This window comes from Halorhabdus rudnickae (genome assembly GCF_900880625.1).
Classification (GTDB): Archaea; Halobacteriota; Halobacteria; order Halobacteriales; family Haloarculaceae; genus Halorhabdus; species Halorhabdus rudnickae.
This window is the reverse complement of record NZ_CAAHFB010000001.1, coordinates 1,181,022-1,206,940: the sequence shown is the minus strand read 5'-3', so window position 1 is coordinate 1,206,940 and position 25,919 is coordinate 1,181,022. Positions and strand designations below refer to the sequence as shown.

Sequence of the window (25,919 nt, the reverse complement as noted above, 5' to 3'; positions counted from 1 at the left end):
GCGGGCCGCGACCATATAGCTTTAGGCCGTGGTCACGTAGAGTTCAACCTGAATGCGCCTCCGGACGATGCTTGTTGGTGTGATGCTGGTCGTTGCTGTTGTCCTCTCGGGGACGATCTACATTGGATTCACGATGCACAAACAGAGCATCGTCGACCAGGAGCATACTGAGGTCAAACGCACAGCAGCGGTCGTCGCCGGCCGCATCGGCGCGCGATTAGAGACCACTATCGACACTGTTGATCTCTGGACGACGACGTTTGGGGTAACCGCCGATGGTCCGTCTCGAACCGACACACTCGATACATTCGTCGATCGGACGGCGTTCAACAGTGCGGCGACGTACGCGGGTAACGGAACGCTCCTCGCGATATCCGGACCGAACTTCGACGACGATGCTATTTCGACGTACGTGGGAACGAATTATTCGGGGCAACCGTTCGTCGAGCGGGCATTGGATGGGGAGATCTACATCAGTCAGCCCGATCGGACCCTGACCGGCCAGTATATCGTACAGATCGCAGCTCCGATACGCGACGACGACGACCGGATCGTGGGCGTCTTCGACGCTCGGTTCCACATCGAAAACCGCTCGCTGTTCGCGAATCTCACTGCTGCGGGCCATCCGGAGGATCACCTGACGATCACATCCAACGGGCAACGACTATTCGATGAGTCCGGTGTCTCCTCGGACGCGATCACCGAGACAGCGACTGTTTCTCAGACCGGCTGGGAAGTGACCGTCAACCGGCCACGGTCGGCAATCGCGCTAGAACTCGCCCGAGCGTCGGCATTACAGGTCGGTGGGGTCGTGATCGGACTACTCTCTGTCGCAATCATGGGGCTGTGGATCTCCCGAACAACGATCTCACGCATCGAGAAACTCATGGAAGCGCTCGCCGACCTGATAGCCGGTGAGTATCGTACCGAACTCGAACTGGGCCACTCCGATGAGTGGCGCCACATCAGCGACCGGTTTACATCACTCTCCAGCACGCTCAAACAACGTGATTCACAACTTCAGGTCCTCAACCGCGTCCTCCGGCACAACCTTCGCAATGACATGAACGTCATCACCGCTCGCGCCGAACGGCTTCTGGCCGAGGAAGAAATCTCTCCGGAGGCCGAGGAGGATGTCGAACAGATACACGAGACGGCGACCCGCTTGATCACCACGAGTGAACATGCCCGGACCCTCTACGACGACCTCCTGACCAGCCCCCAGAAGGCGATGGAACCGATCGATGTCGTCGCTGTCGTCGAGGAACGAGTGTCAATACTCGCCCCACAGCATCCCGAGGGCACGATCAAGACGGTCCTTCCGACGGCGGCTTGGGCACTCGACTCTGCTGTCCTGCCGATCGTCGTCGAAGAAGTCATCCGCAACGCGGTCGTCCACAACGACCTGCCTAAGGACGAGCGCCAGGTGACCGTCATCGTCGAAGCCAACGCCGAGCCGATCGACGAAATCGACACCGGATACGAGACCCGCATCACAGTCACGGACAACGGTCCCGGCATCCCCATGGTTGAGGAGGCACTCCTGACGGATCAACACGAGGAGACGCCCGTCGAACACGGCAGCGGCCTCGGCGTTTGGCTCGTCAACTGGTTGGTCGACCAGATCGGCGGGACCGTCTCGGTGGCTACCGGCGTCGACCGCGGGACGACTGTCACGATTCATCTCCCTGCGCCCACGGAATCGCCGGACGGAAGCAATAGCGAGGCAGCGTAGCTACTGTGCCTGACGAAAGCGAGGACAACAGTGGATCCACCTGGGTTTCAGGCTTCAGCCGCGTCGACGAGAACGTCGTCGTACTCGCCGTCGTCGATCTTCGCAGCGACCTCGCGGGGGTCGTCGCCCTCAACAGTGACGCCCAGTGAGACGCAGGTACCGACGATCTCCTTTGTGGCCTGCTTCACTTCGTAGGCCAGCAGATCGGGGTGTTTCTGCTCGGCGATGGTCTTGACCTGTTCGATGGTCAGATCGGCGACGAAGTCCTCTTGGGGCTCGCCGCTACCGGTCTCGAAGCCGGCCTCGTCCTTGATGAGTGCCGCCGTCGGTGGCACACCCACGTCGATCGAGAACGATCCGTCCTCTTCGTACTCGATGGTGACCGGCACCTCAGTACCGTCGAAAGCTGCCGTCTGGTCGTTGATATCCTGTACGACGGCCTGAACGTCGACCGGCGTCGGGCCGAGTTCGGGGCCCAGCGGCGGCCCGGGATCGACTTGGCCGCCGGCGACGAGAACTTCGATCGTTTCAGCCATATCAGAGGATCCGTCGGGGCGGAGTTAAGAATTGCTTTTCGTGACCGGGGCGTCACAGATTGACGGGGCACGGTAACGAGGGGTCCCGTCGATCCCATAGACGAAGTAACTCACCTGACTGAGCACCCCTCTGACAGGGTACTCGATGGGTGGCAGCGATACCAATCAGTTATCAGCGGGATTCTCGATGGGTGGCGAAACACATCACTCGACAGCGATCCCGTTTCGTGCGAGGAACGCGCTCGCCCGTTTGATCTCGACGGGACTGCCAATGATACGGACCTGCGTCTGCTCGTGACGGACCGTCAGTGTGAAGCGCTCTTGAAGGTCCGTGGAGAGTCCATCGACGGCGTCGGCCGGGAGCAGAATCTGGGTGCTGTCCCGGAGGCGAGCGGCGCTCGACATCGGTTCGTGTGTCGGCGCGCCATCGTATGAGTGTATCGAAGTCCGTGTCGCGTGCGGCTCTGAACCCGGACCGACGCCAGTGCAACACGCGCCCAGAGACAGCCATGCGCTCCACCGCCAGTACCTTACAGGGACGACTCGACCACTCTTCCCTGACGATACTGCAACTGGGTCGTAGTCACCCCTGGAACAGCCTCGTCACTTCGGTGACGACCGACGGTTTGACCGCGAGGAGATACGTCTCCCCTGGCCTGAGCGTCGTTTCTCCGTTTGCGATGTCTTGCTCGCCGCAGTCGGCTACGACCAGCGATCCGGTCGGCAGGGCAATCTCGCGCAACAGCCGACCGGCAACCGGCGAGTCGGGGGCGACACTGATCTCCAGCAACTCCAGTTCCCCACTCGTCTCTGCCAGAGTGGTCACGTCATCCTCGATCGCGTTGACGGTCATCCGTGCCCCGGCTAGCTCGGGTGTTACCACCGCGTCAGCGTGACTGTCGTAGTGATCGTTGGTCTCGTAGACCGAGCGCATCACCGTTCGGATCTCCGGCGCGATTTCCGTGGCAAGTGTACAGACAGTGAAGTTCGTTCCCATCGTATCGGTCATCGCCGCGAGCACGTCGGCCGACTGGAGATCGGCCTGTTTGAGTACGTCCGGATCGGTCGCGTCCCCTTCGATCAACTGTGCAATGTACTCCTGGGCGACGGCTCGAACGCGATCCGGATTCCGCTCGACGATGACAACGTCGTGGCCGCGGTCGTCGAGCAGTCGTGCCGTTCGTAGGCCGGTCTGGCCGCTCCCGACGACGACGACTCGAAGGTCTGACGTGGGTGCCATTGTTCCGGCTGTTAGACCGCCGTGCTGATAGTAGTACTGACAGTTCAGCCGCCGGGTTGCCCTGCCGGTGTCTCTATGCTCCGCCGGAAAGGATTGCAGTGATACCACCCTTTTCAACCCTCGTCAATCATTCCCGTCCATGGCGAACGCTGACTGGATGGCTTGCCGTGGTTTCGCGGGTGGTGCCCGTGGTCAGTAGTCACGGGGAGCGATCCCCGGAGGCGAGTCTCGGACTCCTCGACGCGACGATGATCGGAATGGGGGCCATGATCGGTGCCGGTATTTTCGTGCTGACGGGTTTGGCAGCCGAAATCGCCGGCCCAGCAGCGATCCTTGTGTTCATGCTCAACGGGGTGGTGACGGCGTTCACGGCGTTTTCCTATGCCGAACTGGCTGCCTCGATTCCGAAAAGTGGCGGTGGGTACGCGTTCGTGCGCGAAGTGTTTGCGGACATGCCGTCGTTCATGATGGGGTGGATGCTCTGGTTTGCATACATGATCGCGGGGGCGCTGTACGCCCTGGGGTTCGCACCGAACTTTATCGAACTCCTGCACGTCTACGGGGTCGCGCCCAAGCCCGACGCGGTGGGCGCGGTCGTCCTGCCGCTGGTCGGTGTCGACATTCCCGTGGCCGTCGGGCTTGCGTTCGTCGCCGTGCTCGGACTGGTGGCGCTGAACGCCGTTTCGACGGCCGCAAGCGGCAGTGTCGAGACCATCTTCACCATCACGAAGGTGTCTATCCTGGGTGTGTTCGTCGCCTTCGGCCTCACCAGTCCGCTGTTCGCCGGGGCGGAGTTCCAGCCACTGTTCCCCGGCGAGAAGACCGCGCTGTCGATCCTGCCGGCCATGGGCCTGACGTTCATCGCCTTCGAGGGCTACGATCTGATCACGACCGTTACCGAGGAGGTCAAAAACCCCCGCGAGAACATTCCCAAGGCCATCTTCGCGTCGCTGGCGGCGACGCTGGTGGTCTACCTCGCTGTGGTCGCGGTCGCGATCGGGACGCTCGGATGGAGCGAGCTCGCGGCGGCAGGTGAGGCGGGGATCGCCGAGGCGGCGACTAAATTCATGCCGGGAGGGCTACCGATCATCAAAAACGGCGGGGCGCTGATCGTCTTCGGTGCCGTTTTCTCGACGCTGACGGCCCTGAACGCGGTCGTGATCGCCTCCTCGCGCGTGGCGTTCTCGATGGGCCGGGAGGGACAGTTGCTCCCCTCGATCGGACGCATCCACCACAAGTTCGGGACGCCGTTCGTGGCCATTGTCGCCAGCGCGGTGGTCATGCTGGGGTCGGTTGCCCTCCCGACGAAAAGTGCTGGGAACATGTCCAGCCTGTTCTTCCTGCTTTCGTTTATCGTCGTCAACGGCTCGGTCATCAAGCTCCGACGCGAGCGACCGGCAATGAACCGACCATACGAGATGCCGTACTACCCCGTGACGCCGATCCTCGGGATCGCGCTGAACACACTCCTGGCGGGTGTGCTGATCGTGTATCTGATTACCACGGATCCACTGGCGCTGGGACTCAGTGTCGGCTGGCTCGCCCTGGGCGGGATTGCCTACCTCGCACTGAATCGTTCTCGAAGCGATGGGACTGGCCAAGCGGAACGGACCGAGAGTGAACAATCAAACCAAGGGGACGACTGACCATGACACAGGATTTGAACGTGACAATCGCAGGTGGCGGGCGCGTCGGATTCAAGACAGCGGAGATTCTGGCCGAACAGGGCCACGACGTGACGATCGTCGAGGACGACGACGACCGATGTGAGGCAATCGCCGACGCCTGGATCGCCACGGTCATCACCGGCGATGCGACCGACCCCGGGATACTCACCCAGGCATCGATCGAGAGTACCGACGTGGTTGCGGGTCTCACGGGGAAAACTGGCGTCAATCTGGCGGTCTGTATGATGGCTCGGGAACTCTCACCCGACGTTCGAACTGTCGCCCGGGTCGATACCGATTCCGTCGATCGATACACGCAGTTCGTCGACGCGATCGTCTACCCCGAGCAGGCGGGGGCCAGGGTTGCGGCTAACGAAATCCGCGGCAGTGATGTCCAGACGCTGGCTGACGTGACTGGGGCGCTGGATATCATGGAGATCCGCGTGGCAGATGACGCCCCCGTTGCCGGAAAAACACTCGAAGAAATCCGCTTTCCCGAGGGGACACTCGTCATTTCAGACGACGACGGTGACCGCGTTGCCCGCCCGGAGACGACGCTGTCGCCGGGCAAGCGATACGTCGTCGCGACCGAACCGGACGTGGCCGAGGAGATCACGCGGTTGTTCCGCGGGTGAGCGCCCCGGACGGAAGCGTTTTTGAGTGGGGACGGCCGAGCATTCGACGATGGGCCTTGAGGAGGAGATTCGGGAACTCGAAGAGGAGATCGCGTCCACCCCCTACAACAAGTCTACCGAAGAGCATATCGGGCGCCTGAAGGCCAAACTCGCCGAGAAAAAAGAGGAATTCGAAAAGCGCCAATCTGGCTCGGGCGGTGGGCCGGGCTACGCCGTCGAGAAGACCGGCGACGCCACGGTGGCCCTTGTGGGGTTTCCCAGCGTCGGCAAGTCGACGCTGATCAACGCCCTCACCAACGCCGACAGTGAGGTGGGGTCGTACGATTTCACGACGCTTGACGTCAATCCCGGGATGCTCCAGTACAACGGCGCGAACATCCAGCTACTCGACGTACCCGGACTGATCGAGGGGGCTGCGGGCGGCCGCGGCGGTGGCAAGGAGGTCCTCTCGGTCGTTCGGACGGCCGATCTCGTCCTCTTCGTTCTCTCGGCCTTCGAGATCGACCAGTACGAGCGCCTCAGCGAGGAACTCTACCGGAACAAGGTCCGACTGGACGTCGAACCACCGCGGGTCAGCGTTCGCAAGAAACACAAGGACGGGATTACCGTCAACGCCTCCGTCGACCTTGATCTCGACGAGCAGACGGTCAAGAGCGTCCTCCGGGAACACGACTTTGTCAACGCCGACGTGACCATCGGCGAGCACGTCGACATTGATCGGCTGATCGACGGGATCATGGCTAACCGCGAGTACCTCCCCTCGATCGTCGCCGTCAACAAGGTCGATCTGATCGAACCCAGCTACGTCGACACTGTCAAAAGCGACCTCCGCGATGTGGGCGTCGACCCCGACGAGGCTATCTTCATCAGCGCCGAGAAAGAGAAAGGTCTGGAAAGTCTGACCGAGCGCATCTGGGAGGAACTCGGCCTCATCCGGATCTACATGGACAAGCCCGGTCGCGGCGTCGACTACGATGAACCGTTGATCCTCACGGGGGGCGACACGGTCGGGGACGCCTGCGAAAAGATCGGCGGACGCTTCGACGACCGATTCCGCTTCGCTCGGGTCTCCGGAGAGAGTGCCGCCCACGAGGACCAGCAGGTCGGCCGAGATCACGAACTCGCCGACGAAGACGTGCTCCGACTCGTCGTGGATCGGTGATCCCGTGTCGACGAACGACGCCCCGCGGAGGCGCTTGCTTGCAGTCCTCTCGCTGCTGGTCATCCCGTGGACGGTCCTGCTGAGCGACGGGTACGTCACGCTCGTGATGCCGTGGGGGCTGTTCGATCCGTTCGCCCCGCACGTGACGCTGCTGCCCGAGTACCTCGCGGCTACCGGGGGCGGTCCGCCGCCCTTTCTCACCTCGTGGCCGGTCGGTGTCGGCATCTACGCGCTCGCACTCGTCGGTGTCGCCGCGGAACTGTTCGACCGGGGCGACCCGCGGGTGACCGGCGGCCTGCTCGTGGTGGTCGGGATAACTCAACTGACCGTCGCCTGGGGATTTCTGCGTCGCGGCGAGTACGCCCTCGTCGTCCCGCTGGGCACCCTCGCCGCCTGGACGCTCGCGTGGTGGTTCTACTGGCCCGATCTGCGTTCGATCGGCCGTCTCGACCCACAGTCCTGACTGCCGTGGCGACTGTCGGCGCGTTCCGGATCACCAAGGATTATCGCCGCCTCGTGGCTCTCTCCGTCGAGTGACCGATGGGCCGGTTTCACGTCGATCGATCGCGCCTGTTTGCTCTCTGGAAGCCCGTCGCCGTCCTCTCCTGGCCGGTGATGGTCGAGTAGGTCTCCCGGACGCTGATGTGGACGACCGACACTTCGTGACGGCGCTGTTCTCGCCGCTCGCGGTCGCCGCCTTCGGCCTCGCGAACCTCCACGCTCGCCTGCCGCTGCGGATCGGACTCGGTCTGGGTACCGGTGCGATTGCGCTCTCGAGTTAGGAAACCGGACACGACGCCGAGCGAACGCGAGACGAGGCGATCACCCAGGCGATCGCGGTCGGTGCCCTCGCCGGACTCTCGTTTTCCTCTTCGGCCTTTTCCTGGGCGAGCAAGCCATCGCCGTCCTCGGGATCTGGGCCGGGATGGGGCTGGTACCCCTCGAGACGCTCGGTCTGGTACTCGCGCTGGTTGCCGATCCGATCGTCGGACTGTTCACGACGGAGCCGTCCACGCGTCCGGTCGCCGTGTCCTTCGCCGTTACGTCCGGGATCGCCGCGCCGCCGACCGTGTTGTATACGGCCCTGGCCGGTGTGTGAGCCGTCGGACGCAGGCTCAGATCGCCGAGTCCGGCACGTTTTTCGGCCGCGCGACCGATCTCTCGGACATGGACGGCACGCTCGATCACGTCATGATGCGCGTCGAAGATCTCGAGGAATCGCTCGACTGGTATCAGACCCACTTCGATTATGAAGAGAAGAGTCGCTGGGAGGCCGAAACGTTCACCAACGTCCATCTCGGGCCCGCAGACGGCCACGAGGACGCTGCGACCCTGGAACTCACGTACAACCACGATGGCCGCTCCTATGAGATGGGTGACGCCTGGGGACACATCGCCGTCCGCGTCGAGGACGTCCACGACGCGTACTACGAACTCATGGACGAAGGCGTCGAGGACTATCGTCGCCCCGAGGACAATCCCGGCTACGCCTTTGTGAAGGACCCCGACGGCCACGAGATCGAGATCGTCAAGCGCGATCACGGCGCGCGCTGGAGTATCGACCACACGATGATTCGGGTCGCGGACGCCGAGCAAGCGATCGGGTGGTACACCCGCGCGCTCGAATACGAGACGTTCCGCCGGAGCGAACACGACTCCTTTGCGCTGTATTTCCTCAAACCCGAAGACGCCCCCGAGGAGGCGATGTCGGTCGAGGTGACCTACAATTACGATGGCGGCTCTTATGAACTGGGCGACGCCTGGGGGCATCTGGCGGTCCGCACCGAGGAAGGGGCCCTCGAAGACACCTGGGAGACGCTTATGCAGCGAGACGCCGAGGACTACCGCGATCCCGAGTCCTGCGATTACAACTACGCGTTCACGAAGGACCCGGACGGTCACGAAATCGAGATCGTCGAGCGCTAGCGAGACCGAGTGAGCGGAGCAAACGAGGTCTCGGTAATAGCGAGCGGGGAGCAACGACCCGCGAGCAGCGAGGTCGAGTGAGCGAAGCGAACGAGACCTCGGACAGGGCGAACGGCGAGCGGGGAGACACGACCGCAAGCCCCAAGAGCCTGCCCTTGCGGTTCGTCGCGAGTCTTGAGCACAGTTTTGCGCGAGCAGCCGTGTGCACTCCGTCGATAACGACAAGACCTTTATCTGGAATGACGCAAGGGTAGCCAGACGCACATGGTGGAGCCGATCATCGATGGACTGGCGGCGCTAAACGGGTATGCGGGGACGATCGCGTGGGTCGTACTCGGCGTGTTCCTTGCTGGAGCGCTTCTCGAACGCTACGACGAGGATATCGGGGTCCGCGTCTACGCTGGCGGCTGGGTGATCCTGGCCGGGTACTGGCTCGCCTACGTTCACTACTTCGTCTTCGAGATGAAGTCGATCACTGAGAGTGCTGGCGTCATTGTCGCAGTCCCTCTTTCCCTGTACGTCGCATATCTGCTCGTGACTGGCCGCCACCGTCTGCTGGTCGTCTCTCGGGCCGTAACCTTCGTCTGGCTGTTCTTCCTGCCCCTGTCGGCGCTGGCGTTCGTCCGCCGGCCGCTCATAGAGATGACCACTTCCCATACGGATCTGTTCCTGTCGCTGCTTGGGGACAACTATCGACTCGGCGACTGGTATCCGGCCCTCCCGTCCGGGCTCGAACTCCCTGGCGGTTCCTCTCTTGGGGCCGAGAGCACGCTCCCGGACAAGCACTTCCCGTACCGGAACACCTTCCTCTATGCACCCGACGGCCATCCGATCACCTACACAATCCGGCTTGCCTGCACCGGCATCGGCAGCATGTCCATCTTCGTCGGTCTGATCGGCGCCGTGCGAGGATCGCTGCGGCAGAAGGCCAAGGCGCTGGGTGCGGCGATCGGCATTATCTACGTACTCAACATCGTCCGGAACGTCTTCATTGCCCACACGGTCGGTACCCAGCGGTTGCACGTGTTCCCCGATCTGATCCTGTCGTTGTTCTCCAGTGATGACCCCTATCTGGTGTCGTACTTCGTCGGTGATCGCATCCTCGCACAGTTCGGCTCGGTGATCGCTCTCGTGGCGATTACCTGGCTGGTCGTCCGTTGGGTGCCGGATGTCCTTCGGGTTGTCGAGGAGATACTGTACTTGCTGACACGACGCGAGTACGACCTCAAAGGGGCACTGAACGTCGACGACCGTGAGGGCTGATCACTCCGCGACGTTTTCTGCGAGGATGTCGGCTGGCGCGCTGGCCAGCGTCGCCAGTGCGTCTCGCTCGATGTGATGGAGCGATCCGGGCACGAGAAGCAGGTGTAACGGGTCGCCGAAGTCCTCCTCGGCGAGGACGTCGAGGCGGTCCGCCCTGACGACCGGCTCCGGGCTCCCGGCCCGGGCGAGGACGACTCCGAGTGCGTCCGCTCGCCATTGCTCGGCGAGCATCCCGGCTGCGGTCGTCCCAGTCATGAAGTCCTCGTGGTCGTCGTCGATCGAGATGTCCAGAAAGACCAGCGTGTGCAGATCGCGCTCGCGGTTGTCCTCGACCGTTTCGATCACGCTATCAGGGACGCCATCGCCGCCGTGGGACCGTTCGAACGGGAGGGTCGTGGCCTTCCCGAAGCGGTAGTTCTGCAGTCCGGTGAGTGAACTCGCCGCGGCCTGGGCGGTCGTCCCGTGGATCACGCGCGTCTCGATCCCACGCTCTTCGGCCCGCAGTCGCAGGTCGACGTGGGTCGTCGAGATCATCGTGTCCCCTGCCGTCAGGAAGACGGCGTCGCCCTCGATCGCGGCGGCAAGGATCGGTTCAGGATCCCGCTCGACGCCAGCCCGGTCGCGCACCTCGATCTCGACGCCATGACACGATTCGAGGTCCGCACGCGTCGCGCCCGCGAGCTGGCTGGTGTAGAACTCCGCGAAGACGCGATCGGCCGCTCGGATCGCGTCGCGACCGGCGAGCGTGACCGATCGCTCGTCATACAGACCGAGGCCGACAAAGGTGAGCATACCTGTTCTGGGTGGGCTCTTCGGATAAACGAACCGTTCCGGGTGAGGTCACGTACTAGAGGGTCTCCAGCGGGCCATCCGACGTGGAGCGATTTCCGAGCGGCCATTCCATCACGCTCGAACTCGCTCAACTGACCTTGTAATTGTCCGGATCGTCGCCGGCGATAACGTTGCTACAGCGGGTGCAACGCCAGGTATCCGCGCCGGTCTTCTTATAGCCGCCCTTGAGGCGGGGACCGTGCCACTCGTCCCAGGCGAGGCCACAGTTCGGACAGCCCCGTGGCAACCCGCGGACCGTGGGGTCGCGGTCCTTCTTTACGTCGAGCATCGATTCGATGCGTTCGCTTCGCGTCAGTATCGCCTCGAGATCTCCCGGCTGGAGGTACTGTCGGAACCGCTCTAGGTGTGACTCGAGCAACTCGACTGACTTCGTCAGCTTCTGGAGTCGATCGCTGTCGGTAGCCGTCTCCTCGTCCGATCCGAGTTTCCGGTTTTGAGCGGCGAGGTTGACCGTGTAGTACCGTTGGAGGGTTGCATCGTAGTACGCCCGGATGTACAACCGCTTGACTCGGTTTTGAAAGGTCTTCCGGTCGCCCGACTTGTGGAAAATCTCGTCGTGGGGAACACGAACGTCTTTGCTACTCTCTTCGTCGCCGATCAGGAGTCCGATACGCGTATAGTTGGTAGCCTGTATCGTTCGTGAGGCAGCTCCCAACAGCTGGTCGTTCGGAAGCCCCTTCGAGAGCAAAACGACCGCGATGTTGCCTGACAACGCGTCGCTAAACGGATCTATATTACTAAATGACTTGACCGAAATTCCGCTTGGTAGCGCCGCAGTGACTGATTCTCGTCGGATCCGACTCGCTGCGAGGATCAAGATATCAGCGCGGAGCTCCGGAGAGCGCTCCTTGATTGGGGTTTTCGAGGATCCCTCGAACAACCCGGTCCACTCTTCGGGCTGGTCTGACATCCCTTGTCTGATATACTCTGCCAAATAGTAATAATCTGTTGGGAATGACGTGTTACTGCTACATTCGATGCCCGTTTTTCGCCTTTCAAGAGTCCTGGTTTTGCGGTGTCGCCCTATTCCGACTCGGGAACCCACCTCTTCGAGCGTCGAAACGTCAGGCTTACCGCGAGTTAGTCCCCACTCGTGCCCATGCCCGTCCCGTGCGTTCGTGTCCCTCGCGAGGATGGCGAGGCTGCCCGTGAGCGTCTCGCCGACGCCGATCTCGTCGATCCCGGCCACGAAATCACCGTCGAATCCGGGTCGCTGTTCATCCCTGTCATCGCCCCGGACACTGTCCCGGCCGAATACGAGATCGTCCACCGGGAGGTTCCTGCCCGTGAAACTCAGACGATGCCTGCTGATCTGCTCAAGTTCGATCCGAGCTACGAGCGTCTCGGGGAAATCGTCATCGTTGACGAGGACGACCCCGAACGGGCACGCGAGGTTGCCGAGTCGATCATGACTTCCGACCTGCCCGTCGAGACGGTCGTCAATCGCGCCTCGAAAGTCAAAGGGCAACAGCGCGTTCGCGAGTGGGGGGTTCTCGCTGGCGACGGGACTGAGACCGTCCATCGAGAGCACGGTTGTGAGTTCGCGCTGGACCTGGCGGCAGTCTATTTCTCGCCGCGGCTGGCGACCGAGCGCCACCGCGTCGTCGAACAGGTCCGTCAGGGAGAACGCGCCTTCGACATGTTCGCCGGCGTCGGCCCGTTCGTCATCCCGTTCGCCAAGCGTGGGGCCACCACCGTCGGCGTCGACGTCAACCCCGACGCGATCGAGTATCTCCGAGAGAATGCCCGCCGCAACGATGTCGCCGGACGAGTCACGGGAATCGAGGGTGATGTCCGCGAGGTGGCGGGTGAGTACGCCGACTGGGCCGACCGGATCGTGATGAACCTCCCCCACAGCGCTGATGAGTTTTTGGAGACAGCTGTGAATCTTGCCAACGACGATGCCGTGATCCACTACTACGACATTCAGCACGAGGACGATCCGTACGGTCCAGGCGAGCGGGCGATTCGTGAGGTCGCTGGTGACGAATACGACGTTGTCGTCGAAACACAGCGGACTGTCCGGTCGTACGCCCCCCACGAGCTAAACGTCGTTCTCGACGTGCGTCTGTCTCGGTAAGGCAGTTCGATTCGCAACCCTTATTGCGGTCATCGGGCCTACTATACGATGCGCGCCGGTGTAGCTCAGACTGGCTAGAGCGAATCCTTCGTAAGGATTAGGCCGGGGGTTCAAATCCCCCCACCGGCTCTCCCTTTTCGGTTTACATGCCGGAACGACAACCCCCCATGAGGGCGTCTCCGCGCATCTACAATCGCCGGGGGTGAGTTGGCGTGCAACTGATCGAGACTGCACCCCACGAGTTTGCTGCTCACTATCTCTTCACACGGTACGGCATGGAGCCGTTCTTCGCCATCGATAGTCGAATCAAGGAAGGAGACGGCAGTCAGCGCGGATCGTTCGAATACCGCGGAGAGAAGTGGGACGTTTCACTCTCATCTCGGGATTCAGGACTCGCGCACCCTGGGAGCCACCTTCCTTCGGGTACTGAATTCCAGCTCGAATCGATGCGGGAGTTCGATCTGCACGTCCAAAGCGCGGAAGATCCGATCGCAGAACGCTCATTCCACGCCCATATTGCTCCACGCTGGCAGGGGATGGAAAGCGAGAACGGACAAGAGATCTCGATTCCCGATAGTGTCGATGAGGGCGTAAACATCCATATTCAAGGCTCGAATATCGAATTCACGGAGTATCTGAGTCTCATCAAATCTGCTGATGAGTCTGTAGGAATCAGCCGTCATTACTTCCTCAGGGCGCACGAGTTTTCGACGATTCTGGATGCGGAACGCTATGTCCGCGTTCATGAGGAGGATAGTGGTTCAGTACATGCTCGCGATGGTCCGCTTGCCCAATTAGGCCACCTGCTTGAGAATGACCGCTCAGGCCGTCGTAAGCTGGTTCAATTCGATAGTGACGAGAGAGGGAGAGACCAACCTGGATACTATCATACAACGACTCTCGGACCAAAGCAGGTCCGGGAAGCATTCCCGGACCATGGTCTTCCGAAGGAGATCAAACATTACTACGCACGAGAAGCGGTCAGCCTCGACTCCGACCGTTCGGTAGCTCATCCGAAAGTTGGCGTATCGTATCAGCGATCCTTCTGGGATGAGCCACTGGGGGCATCGAAAGCGGATATCGACACACTCAACGAAGAACTCGAGGAGACACTTCTCAGTGTTCTCTCGGAAGCAGGTCTCCCAGTCCGGCCCGGAATGGGGACCTACGTTGAGGACGCATATTTCCAACCTGCCGAATCTGATCGAGAACGAAATCTCGTCGAGCTTGATTTCACTCAGATCAAGCACCGGCAGGAATCAGTCGTCATCAAGCACCTTGCCGATGGGATTTCACCAACCGCTTGGGATACATTGGAGGTTCTAGTCACTGATGGCGGTGAAGTGAGTCCGAAAGATATTGCGGAAGAAGCAGACCGGCATCCAGGTAGCGTTCGGCGAGCTCTCGATCAAATCCCCGAACTGGTAGAACACGAATATGGCAGTGTTTCGCTCCGATCGAAGTATATCGCCGATCTCGTACACGATGCCGTGAGAGAAGCCAAGGAAGCCACAAGACGCGCAGCTGAAGCCGGAGCCAAGGCGATGGAAGCAGCTGAGAAGGGGCTCGACGAAACGACTAGTGCGTTCATCGCTTGGGCAGCCAAGCACGATATTGACCTTCAGGACCGTGATAGTGGCCCGCTCCGGTTAGAATTCGGTGCAGTTGATGAGGTACGTCGACTGTTACGAGAAGGATACGAGCTGTGGACTGGTGCGGATATGCCCGCAGAGCGATTTCGGATGGCGACGGTTCGGTACAAGCAGGAAACGGATGCTGGCTACGAATCAGTCGATGCGACCGAGGTACAATCCTACACTACGGAGGCATGGCGGTACTTAAGATGAGATGCGACAAATTAGTGGCAACGCTGTCTAAACAACGGGAATTGCGGTAGAAATCGACCTTTCTGAGCGGAAATTTGTACCAACACCCCCCGGGGAGTCCTGTGAGAGAGTAGTCTGTGTTTTGGTGAAGTCCCCTTAGGGACACACCTAAGAGCAAATCAAATCAAATCTGCATTACCCGACGAAGACACCTATCTGCGTTCAAAATCCCCAGCCCGAATCTTCCTAAAAATATCTCCTTGTCGATTTTGGCCTAGAGACTCGGCCAATTTCTCACCTTTATCACACCATTCTACAATCTTCTCTCTGTTATCTTGCTCCTCATAAAGCAAAGCGATATTTCTGGCTGTGTCAATTGCCTCATCAGTTGAGCCTAATTCAATAAATTTCTCAAAGGACTCTCGGAATTTCTTAATGGCCTCTCTATTATCATCCCTTCTTTGATTCAGAAGTCCCAAGTTGCCCACGCATTGGGCAATTCCGTGGTCATCATCAATTTCTTGAAATATATTTAGTGCCTTTTTGCACTTATTTTCAGCTGACTTGAGATCTCCTTGCTCAATTAACGCAAGCACCAAATTCACCAGTGTCTTAGCTACTTCATGATCCCGGCCCAGCTCTTTTTCAATTGAGAGTGCCTCCTTATGGAGTTCCTTGGACTTCTCTATATTCCCCTCATGCCTTTCAACTATACCAAGATTATCTAAAGTAGATGGTATACCACTTTGATATCCTTCCCTCCTTTTTAACTTTAGACTCTCTTGGAGCGAAAACCTCGCATTGTCCCATATCCCACGAGTCACCTCTATTGAACCTAAATTATTGAGACTTTCTGCAATCCCAATCGTATTATCTAATTCTTCGGAAATTGACAGACTCTGCTTATGACAATCCCAGCTCTTTCGTAGTTTCCCTTGCTTCCTTTTAGCAATGCCCAGGTTTTCAAGAAGGACAGCTCTTCTCTGCATTGTCCACTCATTTTCATCTCCCGAGGCAGTTAACACCTCAATACCTCTCTCCAGTTCCTGCTCTGCTGTCTTGTATCTACTGTTGTAAACGGCAGAAAGACCGATATTGCTGGCCCAGCTGACCTCTGCTCCGACGGAATCAGTCTCAGAAAAGGATATATTACAGGAAATAAACAATGGAGATAATTCTGGGCTACGAGTTGCAACTCTTCCGATTTGTCTTGTGAGATATTCTGCGAACTGTTGAGGCGCTACATGCATATTTGATAAAGCAGGTTGATCTCCAGATAACCACTCTTGAATTGATTTAATTTTATCATCGTTTTCTGGGAGGAGAATGAGTGCTTCAATACAGTCTTCAAATATATTCACGGCTCGTATATCGAGTTCGTCGTATGCACGAGACAAATACAAGGTAGACCAGCGTTCGTGGAATGTTCTGTATCCCACCCCGTCCTGATTACTCCTTATGACGGAGCCCTCCAAATAGTCCAAGACAGATTCCACACTCCAATGCTCTTCTGGTTCCGTTGCGATTGAGTGGATGAATCCTTTCGATACAGGTAGCCGTGACGCATTGAGTAGATTGACTAGAATTCCGACTTTATGTCTCAATAATTTAGGGACATCCTCCAATTCATCTGCTTGGCCGATATCGTTAAATGACTGGTGGACGTCATACTCAAATGCAGATATCTCTCCAGAATATTGTCCACTTGTGCTTACAGGACCTGTCAATTTGTATGCCAGCAGAAGCAGATCACCGTAATCTCCACCATTGACCTCTTTATACAAACTCTCCGCTGAGCGCTCTATCTCTTCATCCGTTAGATCCTCAAAATGTTCGATAATTCGACTGCATTCGCGTACATCCAACTCAGGTACGCGAACTGGCTGCACGTTGGACTTAAGATTCGCAATTTCTGGTCCTCCAAAAGCATCCTCTGAACTATTCCATTGGCTAACACGAGCATCAAATAAGAAAGAAACATTTGAGTCGTGCTGAAACTCGCTAACCAATTCGAATAATATAGCCGCATCCTCATGCACTGCATCCTCTACAACAACTAGGACATCCTCATCTGTCGCATTGATGGCCTCTATTAGTGTTCCTGGGTTCCTAAAGGGGACTACTGAATCACTTTGACGGTAAAATACACTTCCTGGGTTATTTTCGTGCCACTCATTTGCTACTTGTTTACATATTGTACTTTTTCCTGAACCTGGTTCTCCTAAGACTACAACCTCCTCATCATTTTCAAGCTGCTGGATAATATCTTCAGTGACATCTATACGCTCACTCTCTTCCTCCAAAGGACGTTCCCGCTTGATAGCGTAACCCGCTTCTATTTCAAAATGGTTGAAGCCCCGCCGCCAAGCTATCTGTGGCTGATCTGGTTCTTTTCTTCTGAAATATAGGGGGTCAAATCTAACGAAGCCCTCGTTTTTGATTCTTGAATCATTTTGCTGAATTATCCTGGTTTCAACTCTCCGTAGATTCTTTTCAATTTTACTGACTCCTTCAGTAATACGAAGGTTTGCTCTATTCTGAAATTCAGTACTCAATTCTTCTTCCTCCACTCGTTGCAAGAAGCCCGTTACTGCTTCCCGATATGCTCGTACGACTGCTATCTCTATTTTACCTCGAACAATATTATCTTCCTCATTGCTGAACCCTAACCCGGTGACCACGCTAGCCGCTATGTTCTCTATTGCATCTTCTTTATTCAGAAATACTGGATCAATTGAGTTTATGTTCTCGATAATTCCCTCCCAGTGGTCCTCAATATCGGTATCCTGAATTTTGTCGATTTCCGACAGCTCGTCTTTTAGGGCTTCTTCTAGCGACTCTTCGAATTTTTCTTGAAGTGCAAACATCGGGGTGGAAAATATCTCACCATTAACTAATTCTCTGAGTTCTTGTTGAGACTTCTTTCCCACCTCATATAGGACATTGGCCGCGATGCCCGCCGCAATAGCTGTCTCAATCATTTCCTACACAATATTCCGGCTAATTGAAAAAGATTGCATTTGACTGGATCGACTGAACCACTAATTTACATAAATCTCGTTTAAGGCTCGGAGATAGTGGTGATGATCCGACGCATCCTGGGACGAGTGATATTTATATCTCGTAGTTGACCAAGAACTACGACACGGAAGCCCGCTATTGGAGTCTGAAGAGCCCCAGTTCGGGCCAAACGGTGGTTTATGATGTCGGACTTGTCATTGAGAACTATCCATGCGAATCGAGCGCAACGAGAACCACCACTCGTATCGCTGCTGGCTCACGCCGGAGGAGTACAAGACCCTCAAGCAGGGCGCAGGGAGCTACCGAGACTCCCTAATTATCCAGCTCGGCGGTGAAGTCGGACTCCGCTCCTTCGAGATCCCACAGATCCACCCGGAGCACATCAAACACGTCGATGGTCACGCCCGGCTTCGCGTTCCCAAGGGGAAGGACACCGAAGGAAGCGGTGGGAAGCCTCGCGACGCCTACCTTCCCGAGCAGGTTGAGAGTGAGCTACTTCGTTACGCCAACGTTGAGAACATCGATCGCGACGAACCGATCGTCGACCTGAGCGAGCGCTCTGTGCAGCGCCGGGTCAAGGCGACCGCTGAACACGTCGCAGAAGAGACCGGCGACTCCGACTGGCAGAAGGTGTCGAGTCACGATCTCCGGCGCTACTATGCCCAGACCTTGCTGGTCCGCGAGCGGATGAATCCGCGTGTGGTAATGGAAGTTGGTGGGTGGTCGTCGTTCTCGGCGGTGGAGCCGTACCCGAACGCGCCGACAGCCGAAGTGGTGAATCGAGAGTTTGAGGACGTGGCGTTCAATTGATTGAAAGTCTCAACCTCGTATGGACCATATCGATTGATCGCCTATAGGCCCCTTTCATCAGGGATATTAAGTGAATCTGAGATATAATGACAAGCGATGGACGAGCGTGTTCTCCACGGCGGGTTCAGGAAACTCACTGGTCCGATTGAACATTGGGTGACAACATACCACACGGAATATTGGGGTTTCCGACCAGACAAGAAGGAAGCGTGGGAAGAGATCGAAGAAGGTGAGATTTTTCTCTTCCATGCCTCTGCGTCTAGGCTTCTGGATGTCCCACCGAGTCAGGTTCGTGACGTCGGGAAAGGCGTTATAGGATTGGGTAAAGTCGGTGCTAAGAGTACGAAAGACGAACCAGCCTGGTGGGAGGAAGTACACTACAACGGAGAGTACCCCTATCTTGTACACTTCTCTGAGATCCACTGGTTCGGAGACACGACTGAGATTAGAGACACCCCGGTCAAACAGAAATCGAAGGAAGAGATGGTTGAGGACATCAAGGGGCTTGACCAAAGCAAGATTTCCTTCGGCGAAATGGATGAGAGGGCGAACTATCGAATCCCAGCCCAGGGTTCGCCGACGAACATCAGCCAACCAGAGAAGCTCTTCCCACTGCTGCTCGAACGAATTCAGGGTGTAGCTCCCGAAAAGCACGATACGGACGAAAGCTCAACACAGGCGGACAGAGATTCAGAGCGAACCTCAAAGATACGCTCTCGAAAGCGAGATCGCGATCTCGAACCCGACAGCAGCACTACGTCGACGGTGACCTACGAATCATCGATCGACGAAACGATGAGCGGGTGGATGGAGCACGAACACTCGCTCGATACCTTCGAAGACGAGCTTCTGAATGCTGGATTTGAGACTGGAGAGACGAAATACAGTGATATATTGGCATCCGACAATACACATATCGTCCTCGCAGAAGCGAAGTCCATTCACGACGGCAATCAAGAAGATCAGATTCGAAAAGCACTGGGACAGTTAGAAGAGTACAGCTACTTCGAAGTTCATAGTATCCCTAAGCGAAAGCAAAAAGAGCTGACGAAGTGCTTGGTTCTAACCAGCGAACCGTCAGAGGAGTATGCCCAGTTTCTACAGCATCTCCAATCACACGGGGTCTACACCTTTTGGACCGATGAGTACGAGATAAAAGGGTTCCCAGAGTCAATGGAACGTCTCCACACGATCACCGGTTAATCATCCTCCTGCCAGTCGGTGAGATATTCATTGATTTCATCGACGCGTTCCTCATCGAATCGCTCCTCGTTGCGCTCTATCTTCTCAGCTACAGCAGCCTGGAGATCAATATCGAGCTGATTAGCGAGTCCAATCATGTAGATCATTACGTCTGCCATCTCGTCACGGACCGCCGCCATCAGTTCATCGTCTTCCTGAACAGATTCACTTGAGGGGTCTTCGAACCAGAGAAAATTCTCGAGTAACTCGTTGGCTTCAACTGAGGCCGCAATCGCTAGGTTCTGCGGTGTGTGGAATTGGTCCCAGTCGCGGTCAGAGACAAACTTTGCGTAGCGTTCCGTTAGGTGATCCCAGTCATCAGACATAGAACTCGCTTCAAACCTGAGGCATAAATTGATAGGTGATCGTACGCCCAGTCGATTCAGGCTCAAGTATAGTTGAGCCACGTAGTATATCGTATAGCAACTCCAGAAGTGCCCAAGTGGGATATCAAGATATAGGATTATGATTTTGCAATTCTGTGGCGGTGTTTAGTTGCGCGTGAAACGTGAGGCGTGGTGATTGTCGGATGATTCATGATCGAGATCGCCCGCTTCAGCGGCAGTAGCGATTGAATCGAGTTAGAATTTGTGGAGCACGAACGGACACCGCGCCGGCTGGTGGAGCTTGGTATTCGCTTGTATTTGTCTGGACTATCACTTTCGAATGCAATTTCGGAACTTGATAAGTTCGGTGTCCAACGCTTGCGGAAAGCAATCCACGATTGGGCTCAAAAGACCGATTTACAGCCAGGCACTGGGAAAGAACCGGATCAGATCGCACTCGACGAAACAGTGGTTCGAATCAACGATCAGCAGTACTAGCTGTATGCTGCAGCGAATCCAGAAACGAGCAAATTACTGCATATTCGGCTGTATTCGACGACTACGACCGCGTTGACTGAGATGTTCCTGCAGAAACTCCGCGAGAAATATGATGTCGAAAACGCTGTGTTTCTCGTCGATGGAGCCCGACATCTCCAAGCTGCACTGCAACGAGCAGGGCTCCGATTTCAGGTTGAACGCAGCGGAAATCGGAACAGCATCAAACGTATCTTCCGTGAGGTGAAATACCGTACCTCTTCGTTCTCAAACTGTTTCAGCCACGCCGAACCGGAAACAGCCGAAAAGTGGCTTCAAAGCTTCGCAACATGGTCGAACTCGCTAAACTAAACACGACCCCCGGATTTCGAGCATAGATTTATCCCTCGTTCGTCCGTCCCCACTGATATGGGAAAACGAACCGATAAAGCGTTGAGCCGAGCGAAGTTTGCGGCTATCGGCGGAGCCATCGGGGCTGCAGTCGGTGGATTGCTCAGCCGGAAGGCCGCCAGCTCTGGTGCTGGAGTCGGGGCACTGGTCGGGGCCACGATCGGCGAGAAACGCGTCGACATCGGTGAACTGGCGGAGAAGGTCGCTGACCGCTCTGACTGAGTCGCCACAATCCGGCCGGTACCTTCTTCGAGTGCCGGTTGAGGTGCGTACTCACCTCGAGAGTGTGGATCAACTCTCAGATCTCCGGCCATCGATCGTGAGGCGGACGATTACTCGACAGCACCGGGTGTTCGATCGCCACCACTCCTGTTCGCCCCTCACTCGAAATTTGATATACCTATAAGTGGTTTATTCATTCGAACCTGGCGTTTTTATCGTGGAGAGACCCAACGGAGAATGATGGTTCCCGTCCCCGAGTTGGCCGATCGAGCCCGGGCTTGTGCCGATCGGCTTCGGAGCGTCGACGATGTCTTGTTGGCCTCTCACATCGACGCCGACGGACTGACGAGTGCGGCGATCGCCGCTCAGGCCCTCGAACGGGCGGGCGTCCCGACGGAGCTCGTCTTCAAAAATCAACTCGATGACGAAGAGATCGCCTCGATCGCTGCCCGTGAGTTCGAAACCGTCCTGTTCACTGATTTTGGAAGCGGGCAACTCGAGACCATCGCCGAGCACGCGGCCCGTGGCGACTTCGAACCGATTATCGTCGATCACCACCAGCCAGCCGACGCCGAGACGCAGTATCATCTCAACCCGCTACTGGAGGGGATTGACGGCGCGTCCGAGCTATCCGGTGCTGGTGCGTGTTATTTGCTCGCGCGCGCCCTGGAAGCGGATGTCGACAATCGGGACCTCGCGAAGCTGGCAGTCGTGGGTGCCGTCGGGGACATGCAGGCCGTCGACGGCGAACTCGTCGGAGCGAACCGCGAGATCGTCGCCGAGGGTGTCGAAGCCGACATCCTCAAGGAAGGAACGGATCTGGCACTCTACGGGACCCAGACCCGTCCCCTGCCGAAACTCCTCGAATACGCGGATCGACCACGGATCCCCGGCGTTTCGGGCGACCAGAGCGGGTCGATCCAGTTTCTCGAGTCCGTGGGGATCCCGCTGAAGGACGACGGCGAGTGGCGACGCTGGGTCGACCTCTCGATGGCGGAACGCCAGTCAGTCATCAGCGCGCTTCTCCAGCGGGGAGTCGATCGTGGTGTCTCAGCCGATGCACTGGATTCGCTGGTCGGGACTACGTATACGTTCCCTGGAGTGTCCAAAGGGACTGAACTCCGTGATGCAAGCGAGTTTTCGACGTTATTGAACGCGACTGCACGATACGAACGCGCCGACGTCGGACTCGCCGTTTGCCTGGGTGATCGAGGCGACGCACTCGATCGTGCTCGTCGACTGCTCGCGAATCACCGACGAAACCTCTCGGAGGGTCTGGAGTGGGTTCGCGAGCATGGGGTCGAAACCCGCCCGTCCGTCCAGTTCTTCGACGCGGGCGAGGCGATCAGGGAGACGATCGTCGGCATCGTCGCCGGCATGGCCTTTGGTACTTCGGGCGTCGATCGCGATCGACCGATCGTCGCTTTCGCCGAGAAATCCGACCAGGAGATCAAAGTTTCCGCCCGGGGAACTGCCGAACTCGTCGGACGCGGATTGGATCTGTCGGCGGCGGTCGGGACGGCGAGCCGGGCCGTCGGTGGCGACGGTGGCGGACATGACATCGCTGCCGGGGCGACGATTCCGGGCGGTTCCCAAGAGGCGTTCATCGACCGGTTCGAGGAGTGTGTCGTCGAGCAACTGGCGTGAGTCGACCTGGACTGTCTGCGTGGGTCTCTAAAATAAATCACATAGTGCTATATTCAAAGTAGTTCTTTCTCGACGTGAGGCCCACAGTGGGGTTATAAACAAACCGAGAATGTAGTAACGGGCAATGTCAGGGAGCATGGACACTGTCGGTGACAAGGAGCGGTTGTTGTTGGGCGCCGGTTTCGCCTTCGGAGTGATGTTGACGCTGTTAGTTCTCGAACTCGTATTAGTGTTGAACGGTACGGTCCCGCCGGGCGATCTCTTCACGTCAGCCGACGCGTTGATCGTCGTTGCGGGTATCGTCTTTGCGGGTGTCGTCGGGGTCGCACTGTACGTCCTTTCGTTCCCCGGGAACCGGGCACGCATTCCGATTGCGGCCGATGACGAGAAGTAACGGTACTTTCGGACCCCCGGTCGGGCCTGAAGTGATCGACTGCCGGCGACGGTGACTTTTTCTCCGGTCGTCGGGAAGCCCGCTATGATGAGTGATTTCGATCCGGACCGCTTCGAGGACAAGTACGAACACTACTTTACGGAACTCCAGCAGGCATACACCAGGGCCTTCGAGGCGATGAGCGAGCGCTACGACTCGGAGCTGGTACACGCGATCGACCAGGCGATCCTCAGCGAGAGCGAGCCGTTCTACGAGGGGAGTGAGGCCCAACCCTCCGGAGACGACGCCAGCGGACACAGTTCGCGAGAGTATGCCGGCGATTTCCGGATCGAAGTGCCCGACGACGCCGCCGATCGATTGCCGGATCGCGACCGCAAGCGCGTCGAGGCCGCCCTCGAGGACTACCGTGCCGAGATCGCCGACCAGTTGAGTGACGTTTTCGACCTGGCTTGATCGAGTTTCTCGGTGCCCCTCTCGTGGTAGGGTATTGTCGGATACCAAAGGCCTAAACGCTCCCACCGCCAACTTAAATCAAGCCATGAGCACAGAGACACAGGACGGAAGCTCCGATCTCGAGGAACGCGTCACGAACTTCCTGCGACGGAACTTCCCACAGATCCAGATGCACGGGGGAAGTGCGGCCATCCAGGATCTCGATCCCGAGACGGGCGAGGTGACGATCATGCTCGGCGGGGCCTGCAGCGGATGTGGCATCTCGCCGATGACAGTCCAGGCGATCAAGTCCCGTATGACCAAGGAGATCCCCGAAATCGACACCGTTCACGCCAACACTGGCATGGACGGCGGTGGTATGGGCGGTATGGGCGGCGGTGCCCAACCGGGCGACTCCCGGGGTGGTAGCGTCGACGATGGCAAGAGTGACGAGGGGCCGAGTGCCCCGTTTTAGATCGGCTCGCTTCTCCTGACGTTCTCCCGTTCCCACGTTTCCAACAGCGCTGCGAGCGTCGCGTTGACGGGCGTTTTTACGTCGTGATCGGCCACGTAGCCGTTGATCGATGCCACTTCCGTCCGACGACCACGCTCGATATCGCGATACATCGAAGACCGGTTGTCCGCCGTCGCTTCGACCACCGCTTCGAGCGCGTCGACGGCTGTTCGGTCGTCGAGATCGACTCCCTCTTGCCGTGCGACCCGGGCAGTCTCGCAGGCGGCGCGGCGAGCCACCTCCATCGCTGGCTTTTCGGCGAGCGCGCCGTTCGGGACTCGCGCCAGCGCAGTCGTGGCGTTGATTCCGGCGTTGATCGCGAGTTTTTCCCACGTGCGGCGGGGCATGTCCGTCGCGACGGTGGTTTCGATCCCCCCCGCTTCGAATACCCCGCCGATCCGGTCGGCCAGTGAACTCGATCCGCCGTCGGGTGGCCCAATGACGACTTCGCCACGGCCGGTACACCGGACAGTCCCGGGTTCGTCTTGGATCGCGCCGTAGGTTGTCGTCCCCGCCAGGACATCCGCCGAGAGCGCCTCAGAGAGCGTCTCCTCGTTGCCCATGCCGTTCTGTAGGGAGAGGACGGCGTCGCACGCACAGTCCGACAACGCCGCGGCGGCGGTCGGCGTGTCGTAGGCTTTGACGGTGACAATCACCAGATCCGCTTCCGCCGGGATGGTCGTCCGACCGACGGGGCTGACTTCGATCTGGATGTCCCCTGTGACAGTCAGTCCCGACTCGTTGACCGCCCGGACGTGGGGCTCTCGTCCGACCAGTGTGACCGGATGCTCCTGGGCCAACAGCCCCCCGATCAGGCTTCCCAGGCTGCCGGCACCGAAGACGACGATGTCCATCGACCGACCGTCCGTTCCCCGGGCGCAAGACGGTACCGGATCCGGGACGGACGCTCACTTCCGTCGGTGTTCTTCGAGCTCGCGGGCTTCGTCTTTTATTTCGCTGAGTTCGCGATCCACGTCGTCTCTTCCGCTCCCATGGGCGAACAGTACCGACCGGTCCAGCAACGAGGGCCGGAAGCGTTGCACTCTCTCCTCGTCGTCGAAAGGCGAACGCAGCCGTCCAAGTAGCCCGCGAAGCATAGTGTCACCTTGTCCCCGAGATTACAAAAATGGCCGCATCGCCCGGCGTGTGAGCCGAGCGTCGCCCGTTCAGTCCTCCTGCCAGTAGTAAATATCCTCTTTCGGTGCGCCACAGGCCGGACAGGTCTCCGGGATCTCTTCGATGTCACCCATCTCCCCGCAGGACCAACAGCGCCACATCAGCTCGGCCTCGCCGCCGCGACCGCTGGCGAGGTGTTTACCGGACATGGCGGCGATCCCTTCGTCGGTCGTGACGTAGAACCCGTGCTCGTCGAAGCCACGGATCGTGCCCAGTTTGTTGCCATCGGCGTCGTACACTGTCGTCCCGAAGCTTACTTTTGTCTCTCCCGGATTATCTGTCATGTTATTTCATACCATTGTCTCCTTGCTCATTAACTTTCCTGTCA

At 58.2% G+C, this 25,919-nt stretch carries 28 protein-coding genes, 1 tRNA gene and 1 pseudogene; 20 read left to right on the top strand and 10 right to left on the bottom strand.

The window, feature by feature from the left end; translation table 11 throughout:
• Nucleotides 1-52 precede the first annotated feature (52 nt).
• Nucleotides 53-1,735 carry a sensor histidine kinase gene (locus BN2694_RS05980; protein ID WP_135663549.1) on the top strand — a complete coding sequence of 561 codons (1,683 nt, stop codon included), beginning with the start codon at nucleotides 53-55 and terminating at the stop codon, nucleotides 1,733-1,735.
• A gap of 47 nt (nucleotides 1,736-1,782) precedes the next feature.
• Here the strand turns inward: BN2694_RS05980 and BN2694_RS05975 are convergent, their stop codons facing one another.
• The 3 genes from BN2694_RS05975 to BN2694_RS05965 all read right to left on the bottom strand — a co-directional run bounded on the left by BN2694_RS05975 (nucleotide 1,783) and on the right by BN2694_RS05965 (nucleotide 3,619).
• Complete coding sequence (locus BN2694_RS05975; protein ID WP_135663548.1) at nucleotides 1,783-2,271, bottom strand: 50S ribosomal protein L11; 489 nt, start codon at nucleotides 2,269-2,271, stop codon at nucleotides 1,783-1,785.
• A 204-nt stretch (nucleotides 2,272-2,475) separates the two neighbouring features.
• Complete coding sequence (locus BN2694_RS05970) at nucleotides 2,476-2,676, bottom strand: VNG_1110C family protein (protein WP_135663547.1); 201 nt, start codon at nucleotides 2,674-2,676, stop codon at nucleotides 2,476-2,478.
• Nucleotides 2,677-2,854: 178 nt separating this feature from the next.
• Nucleotides 2,855-3,619: a potassium channel family protein gene (locus tag BN2694_RS05965; protein WP_342210798.1), complete on the bottom strand. Its 765-nt coding sequence runs from the start codon at nucleotides 3,617-3,619 to the stop codon at nucleotides 2,855-2,857.
• A gap of 140 nt (nucleotides 3,620-3,759) precedes the next feature.
• Here BN2694_RS05965 and BN2694_RS05960 point away from each other — a divergent pair, with 140 nt between their 5' ends.
• The 8 genes from BN2694_RS05960 (at nucleotide 3,760) to artA (ending at nucleotide 10,164) form a co-directional block, all read left to right on the top strand.
• Complete coding sequence (locus BN2694_RS05960) at nucleotides 3,760-5,157, top strand: APC family permease (RefSeq protein ID WP_135665467.1); 1,398 nt, start codon at nucleotides 3,760-3,762, stop codon at nucleotides 5,155-5,157.
• A 2-nt stretch (nucleotides 5,158-5,159) separates the two neighbouring features.
• Nucleotides 5,160-5,813 carry a potassium channel family protein gene (locus BN2694_RS05955; RefSeq protein WP_135663545.1) on the top strand — a complete coding sequence of 218 codons (654 nt, stop codon included), beginning with the start codon at nucleotides 5,160-5,162 and terminating at the stop codon, nucleotides 5,811-5,813.
• 49 nt (nucleotides 5,814-5,862) lie between these two features.
• On the top strand, nucleotides 5,863-6,975 hold the full coding sequence (locus BN2694_RS05950; RefSeq protein WP_135663544.1) for an OBG GTPase family GTP-binding protein: 1,113 nt from the start codon (nucleotides 5,863-5,865) through the stop codon (nucleotides 6,973-6,975).
• Nucleotides 6,976-6,979: 4 nt separating this feature from the next.
• Nucleotides 6,980-7,438 (top strand): TIGR04206 family protein, encoded by a 459-nt coding sequence (locus BN2694_RS05945; RefSeq protein ID WP_135663543.1) that lies wholly within the window; start codon nucleotides 6,980-6,982, stop codon nucleotides 7,436-7,438.
• Between the two features lie 181 nt (nucleotides 7,439-7,619).
• Entirely contained in the window at nucleotides 7,620-7,757 is a 138-nt protein-coding gene (locus tag BN2694_RS17385; RefSeq protein WP_210408916.1) for a hypothetical protein, read from the top strand.
• A gap of 143 nt (nucleotides 7,758-7,900) precedes the next feature.
• A complete protein-coding gene (locus BN2694_RS17005; RefSeq protein WP_167879921.1) occupies nucleotides 7,901-8,074 on the top strand; it encodes a hypothetical protein in 174 nt (57 codons plus the stop codon).
• A 68-nt stretch (nucleotides 8,075-8,142) separates the two neighbouring features.
• Nucleotides 8,143-8,901: a VOC family protein gene (locus tag BN2694_RS05935; RefSeq protein WP_135665465.1), complete on the top strand. Its 759-nt coding sequence runs from the start codon at nucleotides 8,143-8,145 to the stop codon at nucleotides 8,899-8,901.
• Between the two features lie 264 nt (nucleotides 8,902-9,165).
• Entirely contained in the window at nucleotides 9,166-10,164 is a 999-nt protein-coding gene (gene artA / locus BN2694_RS05930; RefSeq protein WP_135663542.1) for an archaeosortase A, read from the top strand.
• Here artA and dph5 read toward each other — a convergent pair whose 3' ends face one another.
• Nucleotides 10,165-10,956 (bottom strand): diphthine synthase, encoded by a 792-nt coding sequence (gene dph5 / locus BN2694_RS05925; RefSeq protein ID WP_135663541.1) that lies wholly within the window; start codon nucleotides 10,954-10,956, stop codon nucleotides 10,165-10,167. It lies immediately after the preceding gene.
• Between the two features lie 127 nt (nucleotides 10,957-11,083).
• A complete protein-coding gene (locus BN2694_RS05920) occupies nucleotides 11,084-11,728 on the bottom strand; it encodes a hypothetical protein (protein ID WP_135663540.1) in 645 nt (214 codons plus the stop codon).
• Nucleotides 11,729-12,115: 387 nt separating this feature from the next.
• Between BN2694_RS05920 and BN2694_RS05915 the strand changes: the two genes are divergently transcribed.
• From BN2694_RS05915 to BN2694_RS05905, 3 genes are all read left to right on the top strand, one after another.
• Nucleotides 12,116-13,096: a class I SAM-dependent methyltransferase gene (locus tag BN2694_RS05915; RefSeq protein WP_135663539.1), complete on the top strand. Its 981-nt coding sequence runs from the start codon at nucleotides 12,116-12,118 to the stop codon at nucleotides 13,094-13,096.
• A gap of 54 nt (nucleotides 13,097-13,150) precedes the next feature.
• Nucleotides 13,151-13,225: transfer RNA gene (locus BN2694_RS05910), tRNA-Thr, on the top strand.
• 83 nt (nucleotides 13,226-13,308) lie between these two features.
• The gene (locus tag BN2694_RS05905) at nucleotides 13,309-14,943 is read left to right on the top strand and encodes a MarR family transcriptional regulator (RefSeq protein WP_244605368.1); all 1,635 of its coding nucleotides are present in this window, start codon (nucleotides 13,309-13,311) and stop codon (nucleotides 14,941-14,943) included.
• Nucleotides 14,944-15,134: 191 nt separating this feature from the next.
• Here the strand turns inward: BN2694_RS05905 and BN2694_RS05900 are convergent, their stop codons facing one another.
• Entirely contained in the window at nucleotides 15,135-17,903 is a 2,769-nt protein-coding gene (locus BN2694_RS05900) for a tetratricopeptide repeat protein (protein ID WP_135663538.1), read from the bottom strand.
• A gap of 250 nt (nucleotides 17,904-18,153) precedes the next feature.
• Between BN2694_RS05900 and BN2694_RS05895 the strand changes: the two genes are divergently transcribed.
• Both BN2694_RS05895 and BN2694_RS05890 read left to right on the top strand, forming a co-directional pair.
• Nucleotides 18,154-18,753 (top strand): site-specific integrase, encoded by a 600-nt coding sequence (locus tag BN2694_RS05895; RefSeq protein ID WP_135663537.1) that lies wholly within the window; start codon nucleotides 18,154-18,156, stop codon nucleotides 18,751-18,753.
• A gap of 96 nt (nucleotides 18,754-18,849) precedes the next feature.
• Nucleotides 18,850-19,956 carry a hypothetical protein gene (locus BN2694_RS05890; protein ID WP_135663536.1) on the top strand — a complete coding sequence of 369 codons (1,107 nt, stop codon included), beginning with the start codon at nucleotides 18,850-18,852 and terminating at the stop codon, nucleotides 19,954-19,956.
• On the opposite strand, the gene BN2694_RS05885 is transcribed toward BN2694_RS05890, so the two are convergent.
• Complete coding sequence (locus BN2694_RS05885; RefSeq protein ID WP_135663535.1) at nucleotides 19,953-20,321, bottom strand: nucleotide pyrophosphohydrolase; 369 nt, start codon at nucleotides 20,319-20,321, stop codon at nucleotides 19,953-19,955. The two genes, BN2694_RS05890 and BN2694_RS05885, sit on opposite strands and share 4 nt — an antisense overlap.
• Nucleotides 20,322-20,570: 249 nt before the next feature.
• Here BN2694_RS05885 and BN2694_RS05880 point away from each other — a divergent pair.
• The 6 genes and pseudogenes from BN2694_RS05880 (at nucleotide 20,571) to BN2694_RS05855 (ending at nucleotide 24,376) form a co-directional block, all read left to right on the top strand.
• Nucleotides 20,571-21,167 (top strand): annotated as a pseudogene (locus BN2694_RS05880) (IS6 family transposase).
• A 57-nt stretch (nucleotides 21,168-21,224) separates the two neighbouring features.
• Nucleotides 21,225-21,428 (top strand): YMGG-like glycine zipper-containing protein, encoded by a 204-nt coding sequence (locus BN2694_RS05875; protein WP_135663534.1) that lies wholly within the window; start codon nucleotides 21,225-21,227, stop codon nucleotides 21,426-21,428.
• Between the two features lie 240 nt (nucleotides 21,429-21,668).
• Nucleotides 21,669-23,075 carry a DHHA1 domain-containing protein gene (locus BN2694_RS05870; protein ID WP_135663533.1) on the top strand — a complete coding sequence of 469 codons (1,407 nt, stop codon included), beginning with the start codon at nucleotides 21,669-21,671 and terminating at the stop codon, nucleotides 23,073-23,075.
• Between the two features lie 124 nt (nucleotides 23,076-23,199).
• Nucleotides 23,200-23,469 carry a hypothetical protein gene (locus BN2694_RS05865; protein WP_135663532.1) on the top strand — a complete coding sequence of 90 codons (270 nt, stop codon included), beginning with the start codon at nucleotides 23,200-23,202 and terminating at the stop codon, nucleotides 23,467-23,469.
• A gap of 87 nt (nucleotides 23,470-23,556) precedes the next feature.
• Nucleotides 23,557-23,922: a DUF5783 family protein gene (locus BN2694_RS05860; protein WP_135663526.1), complete on the top strand. Its 366-nt coding sequence runs from the start codon at nucleotides 23,557-23,559 to the stop codon at nucleotides 23,920-23,922.
• Between the two features lie 85 nt (nucleotides 23,923-24,007).
• The gene (locus tag BN2694_RS05855; RefSeq protein WP_135663524.1) at nucleotides 24,008-24,376 is read left to right on the top strand and encodes a NifU family protein; all 369 of its coding nucleotides are present in this window, start codon (nucleotides 24,008-24,010) and stop codon (nucleotides 24,374-24,376) included.
• Here BN2694_RS05855 and BN2694_RS05850 read toward each other — a convergent pair.
• The 3 genes from BN2694_RS05850 to BN2694_RS05840 all read right to left on the bottom strand — a co-directional run bounded on the left by BN2694_RS05850 (nucleotide 24,373) and on the right by BN2694_RS05840 (nucleotide 25,875).
• Nucleotides 24,373-25,269 carry a ketopantoate reductase family protein gene (locus tag BN2694_RS05850; RefSeq protein ID WP_135663522.1) on the bottom strand — a complete coding sequence of 299 codons (897 nt, stop codon included), beginning with the start codon at nucleotides 25,267-25,269 and terminating at the stop codon, nucleotides 24,373-24,375. The two genes, BN2694_RS05855 and BN2694_RS05850, sit on opposite strands and share 4 nt — an antisense overlap.
• Before the next feature lie 54 nt (nucleotides 25,270-25,323).
• Entirely contained in the window at nucleotides 25,324-25,512 is a 189-nt protein-coding gene (locus BN2694_RS05845; RefSeq protein ID WP_135663520.1) for a hypothetical protein, read from the bottom strand.
• Nucleotides 25,513-25,581: 69 nt separating this feature from the next.
• Nucleotides 25,582-25,875, bottom strand: a complete 294-nt coding sequence (locus tag BN2694_RS05840) for a DUF7130 family rubredoxin-like protein (protein ID WP_135663516.1) — start codon at nucleotides 25,873-25,875, stop codon at nucleotides 25,582-25,584.
• Nucleotides 25,876-25,919 lie beyond the last annotated feature (44 nt).

Bases quoted from the DNA above. Each gene is read 5' to 3' on its own strand.
- BN2694_RS05980 (WP_135663549.1), top strand. From the start codon at position 53: ATGCGCCTCCGGACGATGCTTGTTGGTGTGATGCTGGTCGTTGCTGTT.
- BN2694_RS05975 (WP_135663548.1), bottom strand. From the start codon at position 2,271: ATGGCTGAAACGATCGAAGTTCTCGTCGCCGGCGGCCAAGTCGATCCC.
- BN2694_RS05970 (WP_135663547.1), bottom strand. From the start codon at position 2,676: ATGTCGAGCGCCGCTCGCCTCCGGGACAGCACCCAGATTCTGCTCCCG.
- BN2694_RS05960 (WP_135665467.1), top strand. From the start codon at position 3,760: ATGATCGGAATGGGGGCCATGATCGGTGCCGGTATTTTCGTGCTGACG.
- BN2694_RS05955 (WP_135663545.1), top strand. From the start codon at position 5,160: ATGACACAGGATTTGAACGTGACAATCGCAGGTGGCGGGCGCGTCGGA.
- BN2694_RS05950 (WP_135663544.1), top strand. From the start codon at position 5,863: ATGGGCCTTGAGGAGGAGATTCGGGAACTCGAAGAGGAGATCGCGTCC.
- BN2694_RS17005 (WP_167879921.1), top strand. From the start codon at position 7,901: ATGGGGCTGGTACCCCTCGAGACGCTCGGTCTGGTACTCGCGCTGGTT.
- BN2694_RS05935 (WP_135665465.1), top strand. From the start codon at position 8,143: ATGGACGGCACGCTCGATCACGTCATGATGCGCGTCGAAGATCTCGAG.
- artA (WP_135663542.1), top strand. From the start codon at position 9,166: ATGGTGGAGCCGATCATCGATGGACTGGCGGCGCTAAACGGGTATGCG.
- dph5 (WP_135663541.1), bottom strand. From the start codon at position 10,956: ATGCTCACCTTTGTCGGCCTCGGTCTGTATGACGAGCGATCGGTCACG.
- BN2694_RS05915 (WP_135663539.1), top strand. From the start codon at position 12,116: ATGCCCGTCCCGTGCGTTCGTGTCCCTCGCGAGGATGGCGAGGCTGCC.
- BN2694_RS05900 (WP_135663538.1), bottom strand. From the start codon at position 17,903: ATGATTGAGACAGCTATTGCGGCGGGCATCGCGGCCAATGTCCTATAT.
- BN2694_RS05895 (WP_135663537.1), top strand. From the start codon at position 18,154: ATGCGAATCGAGCGCAACGAGAACCACCACTCGTATCGCTGCTGGCTC.
- BN2694_RS05890 (WP_135663536.1), top strand. From the start codon at position 18,850: ATGGACGAGCGTGTTCTCCACGGCGGGTTCAGGAAACTCACTGGTCCG.
- BN2694_RS05885 (WP_135663535.1), bottom strand. From the start codon at position 20,321: ATGTCTGATGACTGGGATCACCTAACGGAACGCTACGCAAAGTTTGTC.
- BN2694_RS05875 (WP_135663534.1), top strand. From the start codon at position 21,225: ATGGGAAAACGAACCGATAAAGCGTTGAGCCGAGCGAAGTTTGCGGCT.
- BN2694_RS05870 (WP_135663533.1), top strand. From the start codon at position 21,669: ATGGTTCCCGTCCCCGAGTTGGCCGATCGAGCCCGGGCTTGTGCCGAT.
- BN2694_RS05865 (WP_135663532.1), top strand. From the start codon at position 23,200: ATGTCAGGGAGCATGGACACTGTCGGTGACAAGGAGCGGTTGTTGTTG.
- BN2694_RS05860 (WP_135663526.1), top strand. From the start codon at position 23,557: ATGAGTGATTTCGATCCGGACCGCTTCGAGGACAAGTACGAACACTAC.
- BN2694_RS05855 (WP_135663524.1), top strand. From the start codon at position 24,008: ATGAGCACAGAGACACAGGACGGAAGCTCCGATCTCGAGGAACGCGTC.
- BN2694_RS05850 (WP_135663522.1), bottom strand. From the start codon at position 25,269: ATGGACATCGTCGTCTTCGGTGCCGGCAGCCTGGGAAGCCTGATCGGG.
- BN2694_RS05845 (WP_135663520.1), bottom strand. From the start codon at position 25,512: ATGCTTCGCGGGCTACTTGGACGGCTGCGTTCGCCTTTCGACGACGAG.
- BN2694_RS05840 (WP_135663516.1), bottom strand. From the start codon at position 25,875: ATGACAGATAATCCGGGAGAGACAAAAGTAAGCTTCGGGACGACAGTG.